The organism is Alphaproteobacteria bacterium (genome assembly GCA_025800285.1).
Taxonomy (GTDB): domain Bacteria; phylum Pseudomonadota; class Alphaproteobacteria; order JAOXRX01; family JAOXRX01; genus JAOXRX01.
This window is the reverse complement of the sequence record JAOXRX010000037.1, coordinates 214,788-231,642: the sequence shown is the minus strand read 5'-3', so window position 1 is coordinate 231,642 and position 16,855 is coordinate 214,788. Positions and strand designations below refer to the sequence as shown.

At 31.6% G+C, this 16,855-nt stretch carries 11 protein-coding genes; 3 read left to right on the top strand and 8 right to left on the bottom strand.

Going from position 1 to position 16,855, the window contains the following annotated elements; translation table 11 throughout:
- The first annotated feature begins 44 nt into the window (after positions 1-44).
- Entirely contained in the window at positions 45-863 is an 819-nt protein-coding gene (locus OIF36_02020; GenBank protein ID MCV6599245.1) for an undecaprenyl-diphosphate phosphatase, read from the top strand.
- 2 nt (positions 864-865) lie between these two features.
- Here OIF36_02020 and rpoD read toward each other — a convergent pair whose 3' ends face one another.
- The 4 genes from rpoD to OIF36_02000 form a co-directional block, all read right to left on the bottom strand.
- Positions 866-2,854: an RNA polymerase sigma factor RpoD gene (rpoD, locus tag OIF36_02015; GenBank protein ID MCV6599244.1), complete on the bottom strand. Its 1,989-nt coding sequence runs from the start codon at positions 2,852-2,854 to the stop codon at positions 866-868.
- Positions 2,855-2,926: 72 nt separating this feature from the next.
- Positions 2,927-4,672, bottom strand: coding sequence for a DNA primase (gene dnaG / locus OIF36_02010; GenBank protein MCV6599243.1), 1,746 nt, complete (start codon positions 4,670-4,672; stop codon positions 2,927-2,929).
- A 131-nt stretch (positions 4,673-4,803) separates the two neighbouring features.
- Positions 4,804-6,114, bottom strand: coding sequence for a Tol-Pal system beta propeller repeat protein TolB (tolB, locus tag OIF36_02005; protein MCV6599242.1), 1,311 nt, complete (start codon positions 6,112-6,114; stop codon positions 4,804-4,806).
- A 116-nt stretch (positions 6,115-6,230) separates the two neighbouring features.
- Positions 6,231-8,213 carry an Rne/Rng family ribonuclease gene (locus OIF36_02000; protein MCV6599241.1) on the bottom strand — a complete coding sequence of 661 codons (1,983 nt, stop codon included), beginning with the start codon at positions 8,211-8,213 and terminating at the stop codon, positions 6,231-6,233.
- Positions 8,214-8,444: 231 nt separating this feature from the next.
- Here OIF36_02000 and OIF36_01995 point away from each other — a divergent pair, with 231 nt between their 5' ends.
- On the top strand, positions 8,445-9,641 hold the full coding sequence (locus OIF36_01995) for an N-acetylmuramoyl-L-alanine amidase (GenBank protein MCV6599240.1): 1,197 nt from the start codon (positions 8,445-8,447) through the stop codon (positions 9,639-9,641).
- 8 nt (positions 9,642-9,649) lie between these two features.
- The gene (locus OIF36_01990; protein MCV6599239.1) at positions 9,650-12,103 is read left to right on the top strand and encodes a penicillin-binding protein 1A; all 2,454 of its coding nucleotides are present in this window, start codon (positions 9,650-9,652) and stop codon (positions 12,101-12,103) included.
- 77 nt (positions 12,104-12,180) lie between these two features.
- On the opposite strand, the gene OIF36_01985 is transcribed toward OIF36_01990, so the two are convergent.
- The 4 genes from OIF36_01985 to OIF36_01970 all read right to left on the bottom strand — a co-directional run bounded on the left by OIF36_01985 (position 12,181) and on the right by OIF36_01970 (position 16,606).
- A complete protein-coding gene (locus OIF36_01985) occupies positions 12,181-13,014 on the bottom strand; it encodes a class I SAM-dependent methyltransferase (protein ID MCV6599238.1) in 834 nt (277 codons plus the stop codon).
- Between the two features lie 42 nt (positions 13,015-13,056).
- Complete coding sequence (locus tag OIF36_01980; GenBank protein ID MCV6599237.1) at positions 13,057-13,764, bottom strand: anaerobic ribonucleoside-triphosphate reductase activating protein; 708 nt, start codon at positions 13,762-13,764, stop codon at positions 13,057-13,059.
- 609 nt (positions 13,765-14,373) lie between these two features.
- On the bottom strand, positions 14,374-14,523 hold the full coding sequence (locus OIF36_01975; protein ID MCV6599236.1) for an anaerobic ribonucleoside-triphosphate reductase: 150 nt from the start codon (positions 14,521-14,523) through the stop codon (positions 14,374-14,376).
- Positions 14,524-14,566: 43 nt separating this feature from the next.
- The gene (locus OIF36_01970; GenBank protein ID MCV6599235.1) at positions 14,567-16,606 is read right to left on the bottom strand and encodes a ribonucleoside triphosphate reductase; all 2,040 of its coding nucleotides are present in this window, start codon (positions 16,604-16,606) and stop codon (positions 14,567-14,569) included.
- Positions 16,607-16,855 lie beyond the last annotated feature (249 nt).

Sequence of the window (16,855 nt, the reverse complement as noted above, 5' to 3'; positions counted from 1 at the left end):
CATAAAAATAGACATTATAAAAAAATTACTATATAAAAAGTATTATGATTATGTATATAAAGGCATTTTTACTAGGAATAATTGAGGGGTTAACAGAGTTCATCCCTGTATCTTCCACAGGACATCTTTTGGTATTTAGTGACTTATTTAACTTTAATACACCTTCAAAAGATGTTTTTATAATTGTAATTCAACTCGGAGCAATACTAGCTGTATGTTATGAGTATAGAAAAAAGCTTATATCTGTATTATTAAATTTATTCTCTGACAATTCAGAAAAGAATAAAACTTCTTGGAGATTTGCAAGCAATTTACTTATAGCATTTATGCCATCTGTAATTATCGGTCTAAGTCTATATAAATACATAAAAAATATTTTCTGTTCTGATTACATGTTACTAGTAATAGGCTGTTCTTTAATAATAGGAGGTCTTTTATTTATGCTAGTTGAGAGAAAAAAAATCCCAATTCAAACAACTAATATAGACCAACTAACATTTAAAAAGTCTTTAAACATAGGATTATTTCAAACTCTAGCGATGATACCAGGAGTCTCCAGATCTGGAGCAACAATCATTGGAGGACTATTAAACAAACTTGACAGAAAAACAGCCACAGAATTTTCTTTCTTTTTAGCAATACCTACAATGTTTGCCGCAACAGTTTATGACATGTATAAGATGTGGAGTTTTTTAGAAGCAAATGACCTTTTACTTATTCTAACTGGTTTTATAACTTCTTACTTTTCTGCTCTTTTAGTTATTAGATTTGCAGTTACATATGTAAAAAAACATTCCTTTGAAATATTCTCTTATTACAGAATAATCGCAGGAATGCTTTGTATTATTTACTTCTTAATTTAGACTTATTTTGAAGCTTTAACTATTTCACTTAATAACTTTTCTTCAGTAGATTTCTCTTCTGACTTACCGTCTTCTTTTGTAACCTTGTTATTATCTTCATTAAATTCGATAAACCCTTTAAGCTTTTTACTTCTTGTTGGGTGTCTTAGTTTACGAATAGCTTTTGCCTCAATCTGTCTAATTCTTTCTCTTGTAACTGAGAACTGATAGCCAACTTCTTCAAGAGTATGATCTGAGTTCATACCAATACCAAATCTCATTCTTAAAACTCTTTCTTCTCTTGGAGTAAGAGTTGAAAGAACTCTGGTTGTGATTTCTCTTAGATTGTTATCAATTGCAGCATCGATTGGGATAACAGTATTTTTATCCTCAATGAAATCTCCTAATTGTGAGTCATCCTCATCACCAACTGGAGTTTCTAAAGATACAGGTTCTTTAGATATCTTCAGAACTTTTCTTACTTTATCTACAGGCATTCCTAGTCTCTTTGATAATTCTTTATGAGTAGGTTCTCTATCTAACTCTTGAGTCATTGTTTTCATTGTTTTAACAACTTTATTAATTGTTTCAATCATATGAACAGGAATACGAATTGTTCTTGCTTGGTCAGCAATAGCTCTTGTAATAGCTTGTCTAATCCACCATGTAGCATAAGTTGAAAACTTATAACCTCTACGGTATTCAAACTTATCAACCGCTTTCATAAGACCTATATTACCTTCTTGAACAACATCCAAGAATTGAAGCCCTCTATTTGTATATTTCTTAGCAATTGAGATAACCAATCTTAAGTTAGCCTCAACCATTTCTTCTTTTGCTAGCTTAGCTTCTTTATCACCTTTTTTAATTATAGAAACAATTCTTTTAAGCTCTGCGATTGGCAAGCCAGTTTCATCAACAATCTCATCCATTTGAGTAACGATGTTTTTGAATACAACTTTTTTCTCATTAGAGAATTTCTCCCAACCCTTTTCAGGAAGTTCTCCAACTTCTTTTAACCATTTCTTTGAAATGTATTTTTGTTTTTCGTACTCTTTTATAAAGTTTTGTCTTTTGATACCACTATCAATAGCTGCTCTTAAAAGTTTACCCTCTAGAGAAACTAACTTAGAGTTAATATCATATATTTGCTTAACTAAACTATCAATACAATCAGGATTAAGTTTAATTCTGTTCATTAACTCGACAAGTTCAGCTTTTGTTTCAGAATAACTCTGCCTTGCTTTTTTAGTAAATGCACATTTTCCTCTAATAAACCCTAATCTTTTTGTTTGCAATTCTTTTAAACTTTGATAAAGAGATATAATTGTTTCAAAAGTTTCCAGAACAACAGGATATAAAGCAGTTTCCATTGAAGAAACAGAAACTGTATTATCGCTAGATGATGATGCTAAATCCTCTTCATCCAAACCAGATCTCTCTAACATTTCTTCTTCTTCTGCCGATTTGATTTGTTTTTCGATATCAGCTCCAAATATATTTGCATAAGCTGTTTCCAAATCAATGATATCTCTTAAATATATATTATTTTCTTTTATGTCTTTATGCCAATGTTCAAGAGCCTCTAGAACTAAAAGATTTTCACAAAGACCATCCATAAGAGCTGTTTTAGCAGCTTCTATTCTTTTTGCAATTGCGATTTCTCCATCACGAGAAAGAAGAGGAACTTCTCCCATTTCTCTTAGATAGATTTTTATAGGGTCATCCACTCCTGCGGCATCATCTTTTACATTACCCTTACTTTCTTGAATCTTTTTCTTTTTGAAGAAGCTACTTTCACTTTCTTCTTCGCCTTCATCATCAGCTACAATTGCTATACCCATCTCAGATATTGCATTCATTACAAATTCCATCTTATCTGATGAGAACTCGTCTTCTGGTAAAATTTCATCTATTTTTTTTAGAGATATAGAGCCTTTTTCTTTTGCCTCTTTCAAAAGCAAGTTGATTTGCGCCTTTACTATATCTTTGTTACTATCGTTAGAGCTCATTAACGCACCTTCTTTTTTATAAAAACAACTGAGATCTTAATAGCATAATTTTAAATAAAAAAAAAGTTTTTTTTATTTTTTCTTCAACTTTTCTTTTTTAATTAATAACAGCTTATGCAACTCATCATCAGACAAGCCTTCATCTTTTAGAAGCATTTTCTCTTTTCTTACTATTTGCTGTTTAACAATTTCTTCTATAATAAATTTAACATTCTTTAATAAATCATCTTTATTTAAGTTTGGCCTACACCATTGGAAATACAAATAAACTTCATTGTTTAACACTTTATTTAAAGAGTCGCCAAACCCCTCTTCTCTTAAGTAAGAAATCAAGTCTTCTGAAGACACACTTTCATCTTCAAGTTTTAAATAAGTTTTTTCGTAAAGCTTACTTTTTGATAAATTATCAATATTTAATAAATCGTTAGCAATATCATCGAATATTTCTGGATAATTTAGAATACTTGCCATGATTGCTTTAAGATTTAAATCTCTCTGTAACTTAACCCCCTTTGGTTTAGGAGCTAACCCTGCTTTTTTATATTTTCCAGAATTTTTAAAGTTTCTACTTTGGAAAAGCTTATCTTTTACTGCAGATAAATAATAGCCTCTAACAGCCTCATCTTTTATTTCAAATATTTTTTCTTTTATGCTTTTTTCAAAACCAGCCTTGCCTTCTGGAGTATTCATATTAGCTTTTTCAACTTCAAAATCCCATAAACAATCAAACAAGCTTTTTGACTTACTTAATACATCTCTCATATGAGAAACACCCTTAGTTTTAATCAAAGTATCAGGATCTTCTCCCGTTGGCATAAATACTAAGTTTAAAGAATAATCAGGTTTTAATATTGGTAAAGCTCTATGAATAGCTCTTTCGCCAGCTTTGTAACCAGCTGAATCTCCGTCAAAACACAAAACAGGATTGTTTGATATTTTCCATATTTCTGAAATTTGATTTTCCGTAAGAGCTGTTCCCAATGGAGCAACAGTTCCTTTAAATCCAGCAATATTCATAGATACCACATCAACATTACCTTCTACAACAAATATTTCTTTTTCTTTTCTAATTAAGTTAGCACCGTATAGCAAAGAGCCTTTATTATATATAGGAGTTTCTGATGAGTTAATATACTTAGGACCGTCTCCATCTAAGATTCTAGCAGAGAATGCTACTACTCTTCCCCTCTTATCTATCACAGGAAACATCAATCTATTTCTAAAGAAGCAATATGCTCTACCATTATTTTCTCTAACCAGACCTGCTTCTATCATTTGTTTTTTTGTAAAGTTTTTACTTTCCAAAAAGCCAATTAAGTTATTACCATGAGGAGCATATCCTAGTCTAAAATCTGACACAGCTTGTTTTGTTATACCTCTTTTCATTATATAGCCTTGAGCACTAACACCATCGCTAGACATAAGAGCTCTTTGATAGTACTGACAAGCTTGCTCCATCAATTCAAACAACCCAGTTCTTTGTTTATATCGCTCAGGATTTGTTGGTTGAGTCTTAGGAATAGATATACCCGCTTGCCTAGCCAGATTCTCTATTGCTGAGGGAAAGTCAACACCATCATACTGCATAACGAAAGAGAATATATCTCCATGAGCACCACAGCCAAAACAATGATAATTTCCTCTTTTATTATCTACAACAAAAGATGGTGTTTTTTCATTATGAAAAGGACAACAAGCTTTATAGGTATTACCATGTTTTTTTAACTGAATCCTAGAACTAACTATGTCAGATATATTCAATCTCGACTTTAATTCTTCTAAAAATTCTGGTGGAACAAAACTCACTTCTAACTCCATTAATTAATAATTTGTAATATATACAATATAGCAAAAACCTTTTATTTGCAACTGTTAATTATAGGCAATAAAACCTTTATATTAACCCTAAAATTAGCAAGCCTATTTACAGGATTATAAAAGTTTATATATTACAGGTTACCAGACCAAGTTGGATCTGATGCTCCTTTAGGAGTTTTAATAACTCTTTCATTATAACCTGTTAAATCAATAGAGTGAATAGAGGCTTTTCTTTCTCTACCCTTTACAACTTCTTTAAAGAATATGACAACTCTACCATTTGGAGACCATGAAGGACCTTCAACATGGAAGTCATTAACAATCATTCTTTCTCCAGAACCATCAGGCTTGATAACTCCAATATAGAATTTTTTACCCATCATTCTAGTAAAAGCTATTAAATCCCCTCTTGGAGACCAAACAGGATTACCATAAACTCCTCTACCATATGTTAGTCTCTTAACATTCTTACCATTTTTGTCCATTATATAAAGCTGCTGAGAACCACCTCTATCAGATTCAAAAACTATAGATTTCCCATCAGGAGAAAAACAAGGAGATGTATCAATTGCTAAATCGTAAGTAAGCCTTTTCTTATCACCTGTTTTTAAGTTAACTTTATATATCTCTGAGTTACCTTTATTTTCATAACTCATTACAACTTCTTTCCCATCAGGAGAGAATCTTGGAGAGAAAGTCATGCCTGGAAAATCACCCAGAACTCTTTTTTCTCCTGTATCAATATTTTGAATATAAACTCTAGGAGTTTTTCCAATATAAGCCATATAAACAATCTCAGATGCAGCAGGGTTAAACCTTGGAGTTAAAACAAGATTTCTACCATCTGTTATATATCTGTGATTTTCTCCATCAGCATCCATAATAGCTAATCTTTTTATTCTCTTTTTGAAAGATCCGTCTTCAGATACATAAACAATTCTTGTATCAAAATAACCTTCTTCTCCAGTTAGCTTTTCATATATCTTATCTGCAATGATATGAGCAATTCTTCTCCAATTCTCATTTGAAGTTTTATAACTCATACCTATTAACTGCTCTTCTGATAAAACATCCCAAAGCCTAAAGCTAATCTTTACAGAATCGCCCTCTTTCTCAGACTTAACATTACCTGTAATTAAACCAGAAGCATTAATAAGTTTCCAATCTTCAAACCTTGGCTTTTTTGTTTGCATTTCACTAGGAGACTGCAAAAATGCTCTTTTATTTATTAATTTAAATAAACCACATCTTTCTAAATCATCATAGATAACTTTGAAAACTTTCTTCCCTATTTCTTTTTCAAAAGGAGTGTTAACATCAAATTCTGTCAATGCAATTGGTAAAGGGTCTGTTTTCCCTTTTGTTATATCTATATATAGTTCTGCTTTTGCTATCGCAGAAAAGCTAATCATTAAAGCTATTGTATAAAGAAGTTTTCTCATATTCTCTCCTTAATCTTTTTATTTGGTTTAATATGTAAATACCTACTTATAGTAAGTATAGCAATAGCCCAAAATTGTCAATCTAAAAAAGCTCCCGTTTTACCGAGAGCTTTTTATTATTTACCAAAAAGTTTTGAGAACAATCCTTTTTTAGGCTGAGGTTTTTTAGTATACCTTTTCTTACCTTTATAATTCTTTTTACCTTTATAGTTTTTGTAATTTTTCTTAGAATTATTATTACGGTTGTTCTTTCTATTTGATCCACCTCTTCTTCCACGGTTGTGTCTTTTATTAGAAGTGAAGTTTTTATAGTCTTCTTTTCTTTCTTTATTGTAATCCTGCATTTCTTCAGGAGTTACTTCTAAATTAACATACTTTGAATTATCTTTCTTCATAAAATCTGATCCAGTAATAGCATCACTTGCTACTTTGAATGACTTTTGCTTTTTAGAATAATTGTTTAGTATTTCAATTTCATAGTTTGATAGAATCAAGCTATCGCTAGCACTAATATTAACTTTTACATCATGTATTTTTTCTATATCTGATAGTTTATCTCTATGAGAGTTCAAAATACAGATTAAAATTTCTGAAGATACTTTAACATTCATCTCTTTAATTCTATGTCTTAAAACATCTTCTTTGATATTTCTAAGTATCATAACAGATGCAGATTCTGTTGTCATTTCTCTACCTGTTCCTGAACAATGAGGACAAATTTGATAGTTTAACTCCATCAGAGAGGATGCAAGTCTTTGTCTTGACATTTCTAAAAGACCAAATGGAGATATTCTTCCGATTTGAACTCTTGCTCTATCATCAAGAACAGCATCTTTCATTTTTCTTTCAACAGCAATATTATGCTTTGGATCATCCATATCAATGAAGTCAATAACTAGAAGACCACCTAAATCTCTAAGCTTCATTTGTCTTGCGATTTCATCTGCCGCTTCCAAATTAGTTTTTAGAGCTGTTTCTTCAATATTTGTTTCTTTTACAGATTTACCAGAGTTAACATCAACAGAAATTAAAGCTTCTGTTGGGTGTATAACAATTGACCCCCCTGATGGAAGTTTTACGAAAGGCTCATTCATGTTATCAATTTGTTTTTCAACTTGATAATACATAAATAGAGGAACTTTATCATCTGTGTATTCATATATATTCTTTACTTGAGTTGGAGCAAGCAATTCCATAAATTTCTTAGCAGATTTAAAAGCATGTTCTCCTTCAATCAGAACTTCTGTAACACCTTTATTAAATAAGTCTCTTAAAGATCTTTTAATTAAGTTTGCTTCCTCATAGATAAACTGAGGAGGCTCTGATTTTAGAGTTAGCTCTCTTATACCATTCCATAATCTTATTAGATATTCTTGATCTCTCTTAATTTCTTCATCACTCTTACCAACACCAGCGGTTCTGATAATAATTGACATCTCTTTTGGTAATTTCATTGCAGAAATAAGAGATTTCATTCTATTTCTTTCTGAGTATTCTGTGATTTTTCTACTTACTCCACCATTACCAGGAGAATTTGGCATTAAAACACAAAATCTACCAGCTAAAGATAAATATGTAGTTACCGCAGCACCTTTATTACCTCTTTCTTCTCGAATAACTTGAACCAGAACAACTTGCCCCGCTTTAATTACATCTTGAATTTGGTACTTAGATGTTAGCTCTTTATGTTTATCTTTTAATGATGAAACAATATTTCTAACAGAATCTTCTTCGTCTTGAGCTAAGTTACCCTCAACTACTTTTTCTTCTTCTGTATGATTTTCTTCTTCTTGAGAAACACTTTCTTCAATTACTTTTGTTTTAAGAGATTGAACTTCTTCTTTATCTTCTGCAGGTATTTGATAATAATCTGGATGAATTTCATTGAAAGGTAAGAACCCGTGTCTATTTCCTCCATATTCAATAAAAGCTGCTTGTAAAGACGGCTCTACTCTTGTAATTTTTGCTAAATAGATATTTCCCTTAAGAGGTTTTTTCTCTGCTAGCTCAAATTCAAAGTCGGTTAAAGTTTTCCCCTCGACTACAGCAACTCGAGTTTCTTGCTCGTAAGTTGCATCAATTAACATTTTCTTTGTCATATAAAAATTCCTTATCTTGTCATATAATAAAAAGTTTACTATTTACTCGTGGCGCTTTTGACTCAGCTGCTCATAACATTAAAATAGTTAAACCTTGTTTTTTTGTTTGTAAATTTGTCTTCTATAAAACAGCTAAACTATACAATCTTTTTTTCTTAAATACAAGCTAAATTTATTTTTAGCTAGAAATTTATCTTGAATTAAGTTTAAAAATCTGCTAAAAGCTTGAGTATGGGACAAGATAAAAGTAAACATATTATGAATCGTAGAGAGTTCTTATTTTCAAGCTCTTGTTTTTTATGCTTTTTGGCAATGCCATTCAAAAAAGCAGTCGCTGGCATACCCTCTGTTACAGGTAGCCGAGTTGGCATAAATGGAGACAAAACAAGATTTGTAATTGACCTGTCTAAAGAAATTGATTCAAATATATTTATATTAAAGAATCCTGATAGAATAGTTGTAGATTTTCCTCAAATTGAGTGGAGATTAAAAGAGGCTCAAGGAAAAGGCTTAATAAAAAAATATCGTTTTGCTAGATTTAACAAAGACACTTATAGACTAGTTTTAGATTTAACAAAGCCTGCGATGGTTTATGACAAATTCATTTTACCTGCAAGTGCAACAAAGGGCCCTAGACTTGTTTTAGACTTAAAAGAAACAAAAGGAGCTGCATCAAGTTCTAATTTTTCTAAAAAAACAACAATTAAAAAACCAATAAAAGCAATTAAAGAGACCGCTGATACAAAAGTTTTTAAAAAGAAAGTAATCACTATTGATCCTGGACACGGAGGTGTAGATCCAGGAGCCATTGGAGTTGGTGGTGTTTATGAAAAAACACTAACTCTTGCTGCGGGGAAAGAAGTAAAAAAACAATTAGAAGCAACAGGTAGATATAAAGTTCATCTAACAAGAAGTAGCGATAAATATCTAAAACTTTGGAAAAGAGTTGTAATAGCAAGAAAGCATAAGTCTGATTTATTTATTTCTATTCATGCGGACTCGTTGAAAGACAGAAGAGTTAAAGGAGCATCAATCTATACTCTTGCGGAAAAAGCTTCTGATGCTAGAGCAGCAAAGCTAGCAGCAAAAGAAAATAAAGCAGATTTAATTTTTGATGAAAAACTTGAAGAACAACCTAAAGAAGTTGCAAACATTCTTTTAGATTTAAAAAGAAGAGAGACTCTTAATTCATCAAAGATATTTGCAAATGGCTTAATAAGCAAAATGAAAAAAAACAAAATAAGTCTCCTTGGCAAAAATCATAGATATGCAGCTTTTGCGGTGTTAAAAGCTCCAGATGTACCATCTATTTTAGTGGAGATGGGATTCTTATCTAACAGAGAAGAAGTTAAGCTTTTAAAATCCTCATCATATAGAACAAAGATTGCGAAAACAATAGTTGAAGGAGTAGATAAGCACTTCTCATGAGAACTTCAATGCGCAAAAATCTAAAGAAATTTTTCAAAGCCTGTATCTTTTTAGGAGTACTTGGCTTAATTTGTCTAATTGGAATAATTATATATTTTTCTAAAGACCTACCTGATTATAAGGTGTTAAAAAACTATCAACCTAAAATCGTAACAAGATTATATGCTGGAGATGGTCAACTTGTATCTGAATATGCAAGTGAAAAAAGAGTTTTTATACCTATAGAGATTGTACCTGATAAAGTTAAAAATGCTTTTATATCTGCAGAGGATAAAAGCTTTTATATTCATTATGGAATATCTCCAACTGGAATATTAAGAGCAGTAGTAGATAATATTAGAAGCTATAAAACAGGTCGTCGCCCAGCTGGTGGATCAACAATAACTCAACAAGTAGCAAAGAATTTTCTGCTTAGCAATGAGCTATCAATAACCAGAAAAATAAAAGAAGCAATAATTGCTGTTAAAATGGAGAATGCTTTAACAAAAGATGAAATATTAGAACTATATTTAAATGAAATCTTCTTAGGAATGCGAGCTTATGGTGTGGTTGCAGCTTCTCTAAACTACTTCAATAAATCTCTAGATGATTTAACCATAGCAGAATGTGCATATTTAGCCGCTCTTCCAAAGGCTCCTAACAATTATCACCCTGTAAGAAACAAACAGAGAGCTATAAATCGTAGAGACTGGGTTTTAGACAATATGTATAAGAACGGATACATAAATAAAGAACAACTAATATCATCAAAACAAGAAGACATTATTGTGCAAATAAGAGACTCTGAAAAGTTCGTTGAAAACTCTGCTTATTTCTCTGAAGAAGTTCGTAAAGAGCTACTTAAAATATACGGCGAAGAAGAGCTTTATGATGGAGGATTAAGTGTAAGAACGACTCTAGATCCAGAGCTTCAAGAAATGGCTCACTTAGCATTACAAGAAGGCTTAATTGAATATGATAAAAGACATGGGTGGAGAGGACCAATAGTGAACAAAGCAGATGAGCTAACATCTGAGAATTGGTTAGAGATACTAAAAGCAGATACAACTCCTAAAGTATTTCACTTGTGGAAAAAAGGGATAGTAACAAAAGTTGACAACGAGCAGGCAACTGTTGGACTTGAAGATGGAAGTCATGGAATCATCCCTTTAGATTATTTAACTTGGGCAAGAAAAAATCTTCGCAACCAAAAAACTGGTAAAAACATCTCCTCAGTACATGAGGTTCTTAGTTTCGGAGACATAATCTTTATACAAAAATTTGGAGAAACTAAGGATAACATTGCTAAATATGGGATAAGACAGATTCCTGATATAAATGGAGCTATAATGGTAATGGATCCTCACACTGGTCGAGTTTTAGCAATGGATGGAGGATTTAACTATTTAACAAGCAAATATAACAGAGCAACTCAAGCAGAGAGACAACCAGGCTCCGCATTTAAACCTATAGTATATTCTGCAGCATTAGAAAGTGGCTTTACTCCTGCAACACTAATTTATGATGCTCCCTTTGTATTAAATCAAGGTTATGGTAAAGCAAAATGGAGGCCAACAAATTACTCAAATAAATTCTATGGGCCAACTCCTTTAAGAGTAGGTATTGAAAAATCTCGAAACCTAATGACTATTAGATTAGCAAAATATTTAGGCATGAAGAAAATATCTAAATATGCCACTAAAAAATTCAAAGTTGTTGATAAAATGCCAAGAGAACTTGCTATGGCTTTGGGAGCTGGAGACACAACTCTATTCAAGATGGTTAGAGCATATGCCTCAATAGTAAACGGTGGGAAAGAAGTTAAACCAAGCTTCATTGATAGAGTTCAAGACAAAACAGGAAAGACTTTATATAAACGAGATAAAAGAGCCTGCACATTATGTAATTCAAATAAATTTATTAAAGGATTAAAAGCTCCAATAATTAAAGACACCAAAGAGCAAATACTTGATGAAAAAGTAGCTTATCAAATGGTATCTATAATGGAAGGAGTTGTACAGAGAGGAACTGCCAGAAGAAACAAAGCATTGAACCTACCATTAGCAGGGAAAACAGGAACAACTAATGAGAATAAAGATGCTTGGTTTATAGGTTTCTCTCCTGACTTAGTTATAGGAGTATTCACAGGTTTTGATGACCCTAGAACACTAGGAGAAGGTGAAACAGGTTCAAGTGTTGCATCTCCTATATTTAAAAAGTTTGTAGAGAAAGCCAAGAAGTCAGGAAGAATGAAGGCAATCCCATTCAGAGTACCGGAGGGAATGAAAATGGTTAAGATTAACCTTAAGAACGGACAAAAAACATCTATAAACGATAAAGACGGTATTTGGGAATCATTCATTGCAGGAACAGAACCAAAAAGAGATGGTGAAGTAAAAGTATTAAATAGTAGTGGCTTTGAAACTATAAAAAAACCTACAAAGAAAAAAAATGTAATAAATGGCACAGGTGGTCTTTATTAATTAATTATTAAATCTTAATTTAAATAATTTTGAAAAATATAAGCTAGTATAAAAACTTCATTAAAAAAAATACAGCTTTACATTCCGATTTTTCCCATAGCTAACTTCTTAAATTTCTTTGAAGCTGGATCAAATTTTTTCTTTGTTGGAGGATTCTTATCTTTAAGAGAGAATAAAACAATAGCCTCTCCAAAAGCACTAACAGGCTGAACTAAATCAATTTTAAAGCCCATTTTAGAAAGCTCTTCTAATAACCAATCTAAGCTAACAGGATAATCTTGACCTCTAGACAAAAATGAAGATGCTAAATTTTGTTCATACTTTAATACATTCGAAGCTCTATCCTCAGCCTCCTGTATTTCAACCTCTGTCAAACCCGTTAAAGAGTTCCAAAAAGTATCAGAAAACCCCTGCAAAGCTCTTTTTTCATGCCTTGCTTTAAACTCTGTTACTTTTGAAGCGAAATGTTTTGTATCAGGCTCAAATATATCCGCAATTAAAATCTTAGTTTCACTAAACATTCTATTTCTACATAAAGATAAAAACTCTAATTTATTTTCCACAGGGTCTTTTATCTTACTAAAAGAGTAAAACATAACATTTAAATCCGCTATATTTTCAGAGAATTTTACAAAATCAGACATATCTTCTTTATAGTATTGCAGATTACTAACATCCTTATTATTTTTTACTATCTCTTGTCCTAAATCATTTGCAGAATCTCTACCATCAACACCTAAAACCTGAACATTTGGAAATTCTTTTGCCATTCTATATGTAAGAATACCACTACCAAAATTCATATCTAATATTGATATTGGCTTTAGAAATTTAGCTAATTTAATAATAGCATTTTGCATATTATTAGTATATGTAGTTTTCTCTAAGAATTGTAAGTAACTTTTTGACATGAATTTATTATATGCTAATTTAAAAGTAATAGCAAATATTTTTTATGCTCTTCTAACCGAGAAGTTTTTAAAACTCTTTTTTAGATATTCCATTAAGTCTTCATCCATAAAAAACGAACTGCTTTTTATAAAGTGATGAGCCTCAGATTCTTTATCTCCACAAATTTGCCTATGCTCTTGCAAAACAAAGTTTTCAACACCTAATATCTTTAGATCATCTGCTATTTTATATATATCTTTTATTGATAAATCATCCGGAGAAGCTGTTGTTCTTACCTCATATTCTATCCCCGAGCTTAAAAGATTTTTTAAAGATTTTTTAGCATATTCTCCAGAATGAGTCGCTTTTGTAACCTTTTCGTAATCATCAAAAGGAGCTTTCATATCAAACCCTACCCAATCTAAATGAGCAAGGCATTTTTCAAAATTATCATGTAAATGCCCCCCTGTATGCATACCAGTATCAAAGCCTAAATCTTTAGTCCACTTTAATAATTCTGGCATTTTTTTATAAACTAAAGGATCTCCACCCGAATAAACTATTCCATCAAGCAAACCAATTCTTTTATTTAAAAAAGTTTCTAATTCTTCAAAAGGAACTTCTCCCTGACACATTTTTTGCATTTCAGGATTATGACAATAAGGACATCTCCAAGGGCATCCTTGTATAAACACAACAGCTGATAATCTACTAGGAAAATCAACCGTTGTCATTTTTGTTATTCCTGCTATTGGCAAATCTTGAAACATATGCTTCCTCCCTCAATATATTAGTTGTTTTTAATTATATATATATAGTTAGTTTTTCTCAAGTTTTTATTATTTTTTTTTGCTTATAAATTAATGTCACCAGATTATTGATTCTTCTTTGTGAACACTAGATTACTTTAATTTTTACTATTATAAATCCTAATCCGTCATTCTGAACGGACACAGTTATGTGGAAGTGAAGAATCTTCTTGTGCTACTGGATGTAAATTAATATTCCACAGGCATGAAAAGATTCTTCGTTACACTCAGAATGACAAGAGAAAAATCAGAATTGATTAAAAGATTCTTCTTCGCTCCGCTCATAAGAATGACAACAAAAAATAAAAAATAGATTTTAAATTAATTTTAGATGAATTATTTTTGAGCGAAAAATATTAGCAAAAATTGGAATACAGCAAACAAATAGATTTTAAATTAATTTAGATGAAAGTTAAAACCCCTTGCTATACATTTAAGTATAATAAACAAATAGATTTTAAGTTCCATTTTAGGTGAATTATTTTTGAGTGAAATGTACATAAAAGTACATTAGCGAAAACCCCAGCTAACAGCTGGGGCTCGAATAATCATATAAAATGAATTTAAAATCTATTTGTCACATTCACAAAAGAAAGTTCTTTCGTTATACTCAGACTTCTTACCAGCATTATAGCGGCTAACAGGTCTGTAATAACCCATAACTCTAGTCCAAACTTCACACTCTTGTCTTTCTTCGTCTTTTAAAACTACTTCACTCATAGTACCTCTCCTTTCTTAATACTATTTGTGTTAATACTAACAGCTACTTAGAGCAACTGCAACTCTTTCTCGCAATTAATTCTTCATCACACTTAGGACAGAACTTATGTTCTCCTTTTAGATAACCATGTTTAGGGCAAATTGAGAATCTTGGAGTAACTGTAAAGTATGGCATTTTATATCTAGCTGTAACTTTTTTAAGTAAGCTCTTACAAGCATCTCCATCTGAAATTCTTTCTCCCATATACATATGGAAAACTGTTCCACCTGTGTATTTTCTTTGTAAGTCTTCTTGTAGATCCATTGCTTCGAACATATCATCCGAAAAGCCTACAGGAAGTTGTGATGAGTTTGTATAGTAAGGAGCATCTTCTGTTCCCGCTTGAATAATATCATCACCAAATCTTTTCTTATCTTCTCTAGCTAATTTATATGTAGTTCCCTCTGCAGGAGTTGCCTCTAAGTTATAAAGGTTACCTGTTTCTTCTTGGAAGTGAACCATTTTATCTCTCATATTATCTAAGAATCTAAGAGCAAAATCTTGTCCAAACTTAGTTGTAATATCTTCTTTATCATTTGTGAAGTTTCTAATCATTTCATTGATACCATTCACACCAATTGTAGAGAAATGACTTCTTAACGAACCAAGATATCTTTTTGAGAAAGGATATAATCCTCCGTCCATATATCTTTGAACTGTTTTTCTCTTCATTTCTAGAGATTGTTTTGCTAGTTCCATTAACTCATTAGCTCTTTCGAATAAAGCCTCTTCATTTCCTTTATGAACATAACCAAGTCTTGCACAGTTTATAGTAACAACACCTATTGATCCTGTTTGTTCACCAGATCCAAATAGACCTCCTCCTCTTTTTAGAAGCTCTCTTAAATCTAACTGTAATCTACAACACATAGATCTAACATCAGTTGGGTTCAAATCAGAATTAACAAAGTTTTGGAAATAAGGGATACCATATTTAGCTGTCATATCAAACAACAAGTCAGTATTTGGATCATCCCATGGGAAATCTTTTGTTATATTGTAAGTCGGAATTGGGAAAGTAAATAATCTTCCTTTCGCATCACCCTCTGTCATACATTCAATGAAAGCACGATTTATCATGTTCATTTCTTCTTGTAAATCACCGTATGTAAAATCTGTTACTTCTTTACCTCCAATAATTGGATTCTTTCCTCTTAGATCTTCCGGGCAAACCCAGTCAAAAGTAAAGTTAATAAATGGAGTTTGAGTACCCCACCTTGAAGGAGTCCCTATAAAATGCAGCATTTGTTGCATTTCTTGTTTTACTCTTTCATAGCTTAAGTTATCAAGTCTAATGAAAGGAGCAAGGTAAGTATCTACTGATGAGAATGCTTGAGCACCGGCCCATTCATTTTGCAATGTTCCCAAGAAGTTAACAATTTGCCCCATAGCTGATGACATATGCTTAGGAGGTTTTGCTTCAATATGTCCTGGAACACCATTTAAGCCTTCTTCTAATAGCATTCTTAGCGACCAACCGGCACAATATCCTGACAACATATCCAAATCATGAATATAGAAATCACCGTTTCTATGACATTCTCCAATTTTTTCTGGATAAACATGAGACAACCAATAGTTAGCTGTAATTTTACCAGAAGTATTTAAAATCATACCACCTAAAGAGTAACCAACATTAGCATTAGCTTTAACTCTCCAATCAAGCTGATCTAAGTATTCATTCATTGATTTTTCAACATCAACTAGAGTTTGTTTATCTTTTCTCAAAGTTGCTCTTTTTTGACGATAAATCATAAATGCTTTTGCTGTTGCGAAATGATTAGATGAAATTAATGTTTGTTCGATAATATCTTGAATTTGCTCTAGATTTACAGACTTGCCTTCGAATCTATATCTTAAAACTTTCAATACTTGAGTTGTTAAAGTTAAAGCTTCGTTGTCTCCAAACTCTTCTGTTTCATTTGCTGATGCTAAGATAGCATGATATATTTTTTCAATTTCAAACTCACTAGATGAGCCATCTCTTTTTATTACAAATTTTGGATTTCTATCTTCGGAGATTAGTCCTTTTAGTAAAGGCATTTCAAAGTTATTGTTATCGTTCATTATTTTTTCCTTTTTCGCATAGCATTTTCTTTACTCTTTCAACCTAGTAAAAAACAACTTTTTTTTCAAGCTCTTTTTTTTAACAAAGCCAGAACACTTACCTAACCCCTTAATAAATAAAGAAAAAAAATATTTAGCATAAAAAACAATAATTTTTAGGGATAAAGTCCTACATTTTTTTCTCTTGCAATGTCAGACTTTATTTGCTAGTATGAGTGCTCAAAT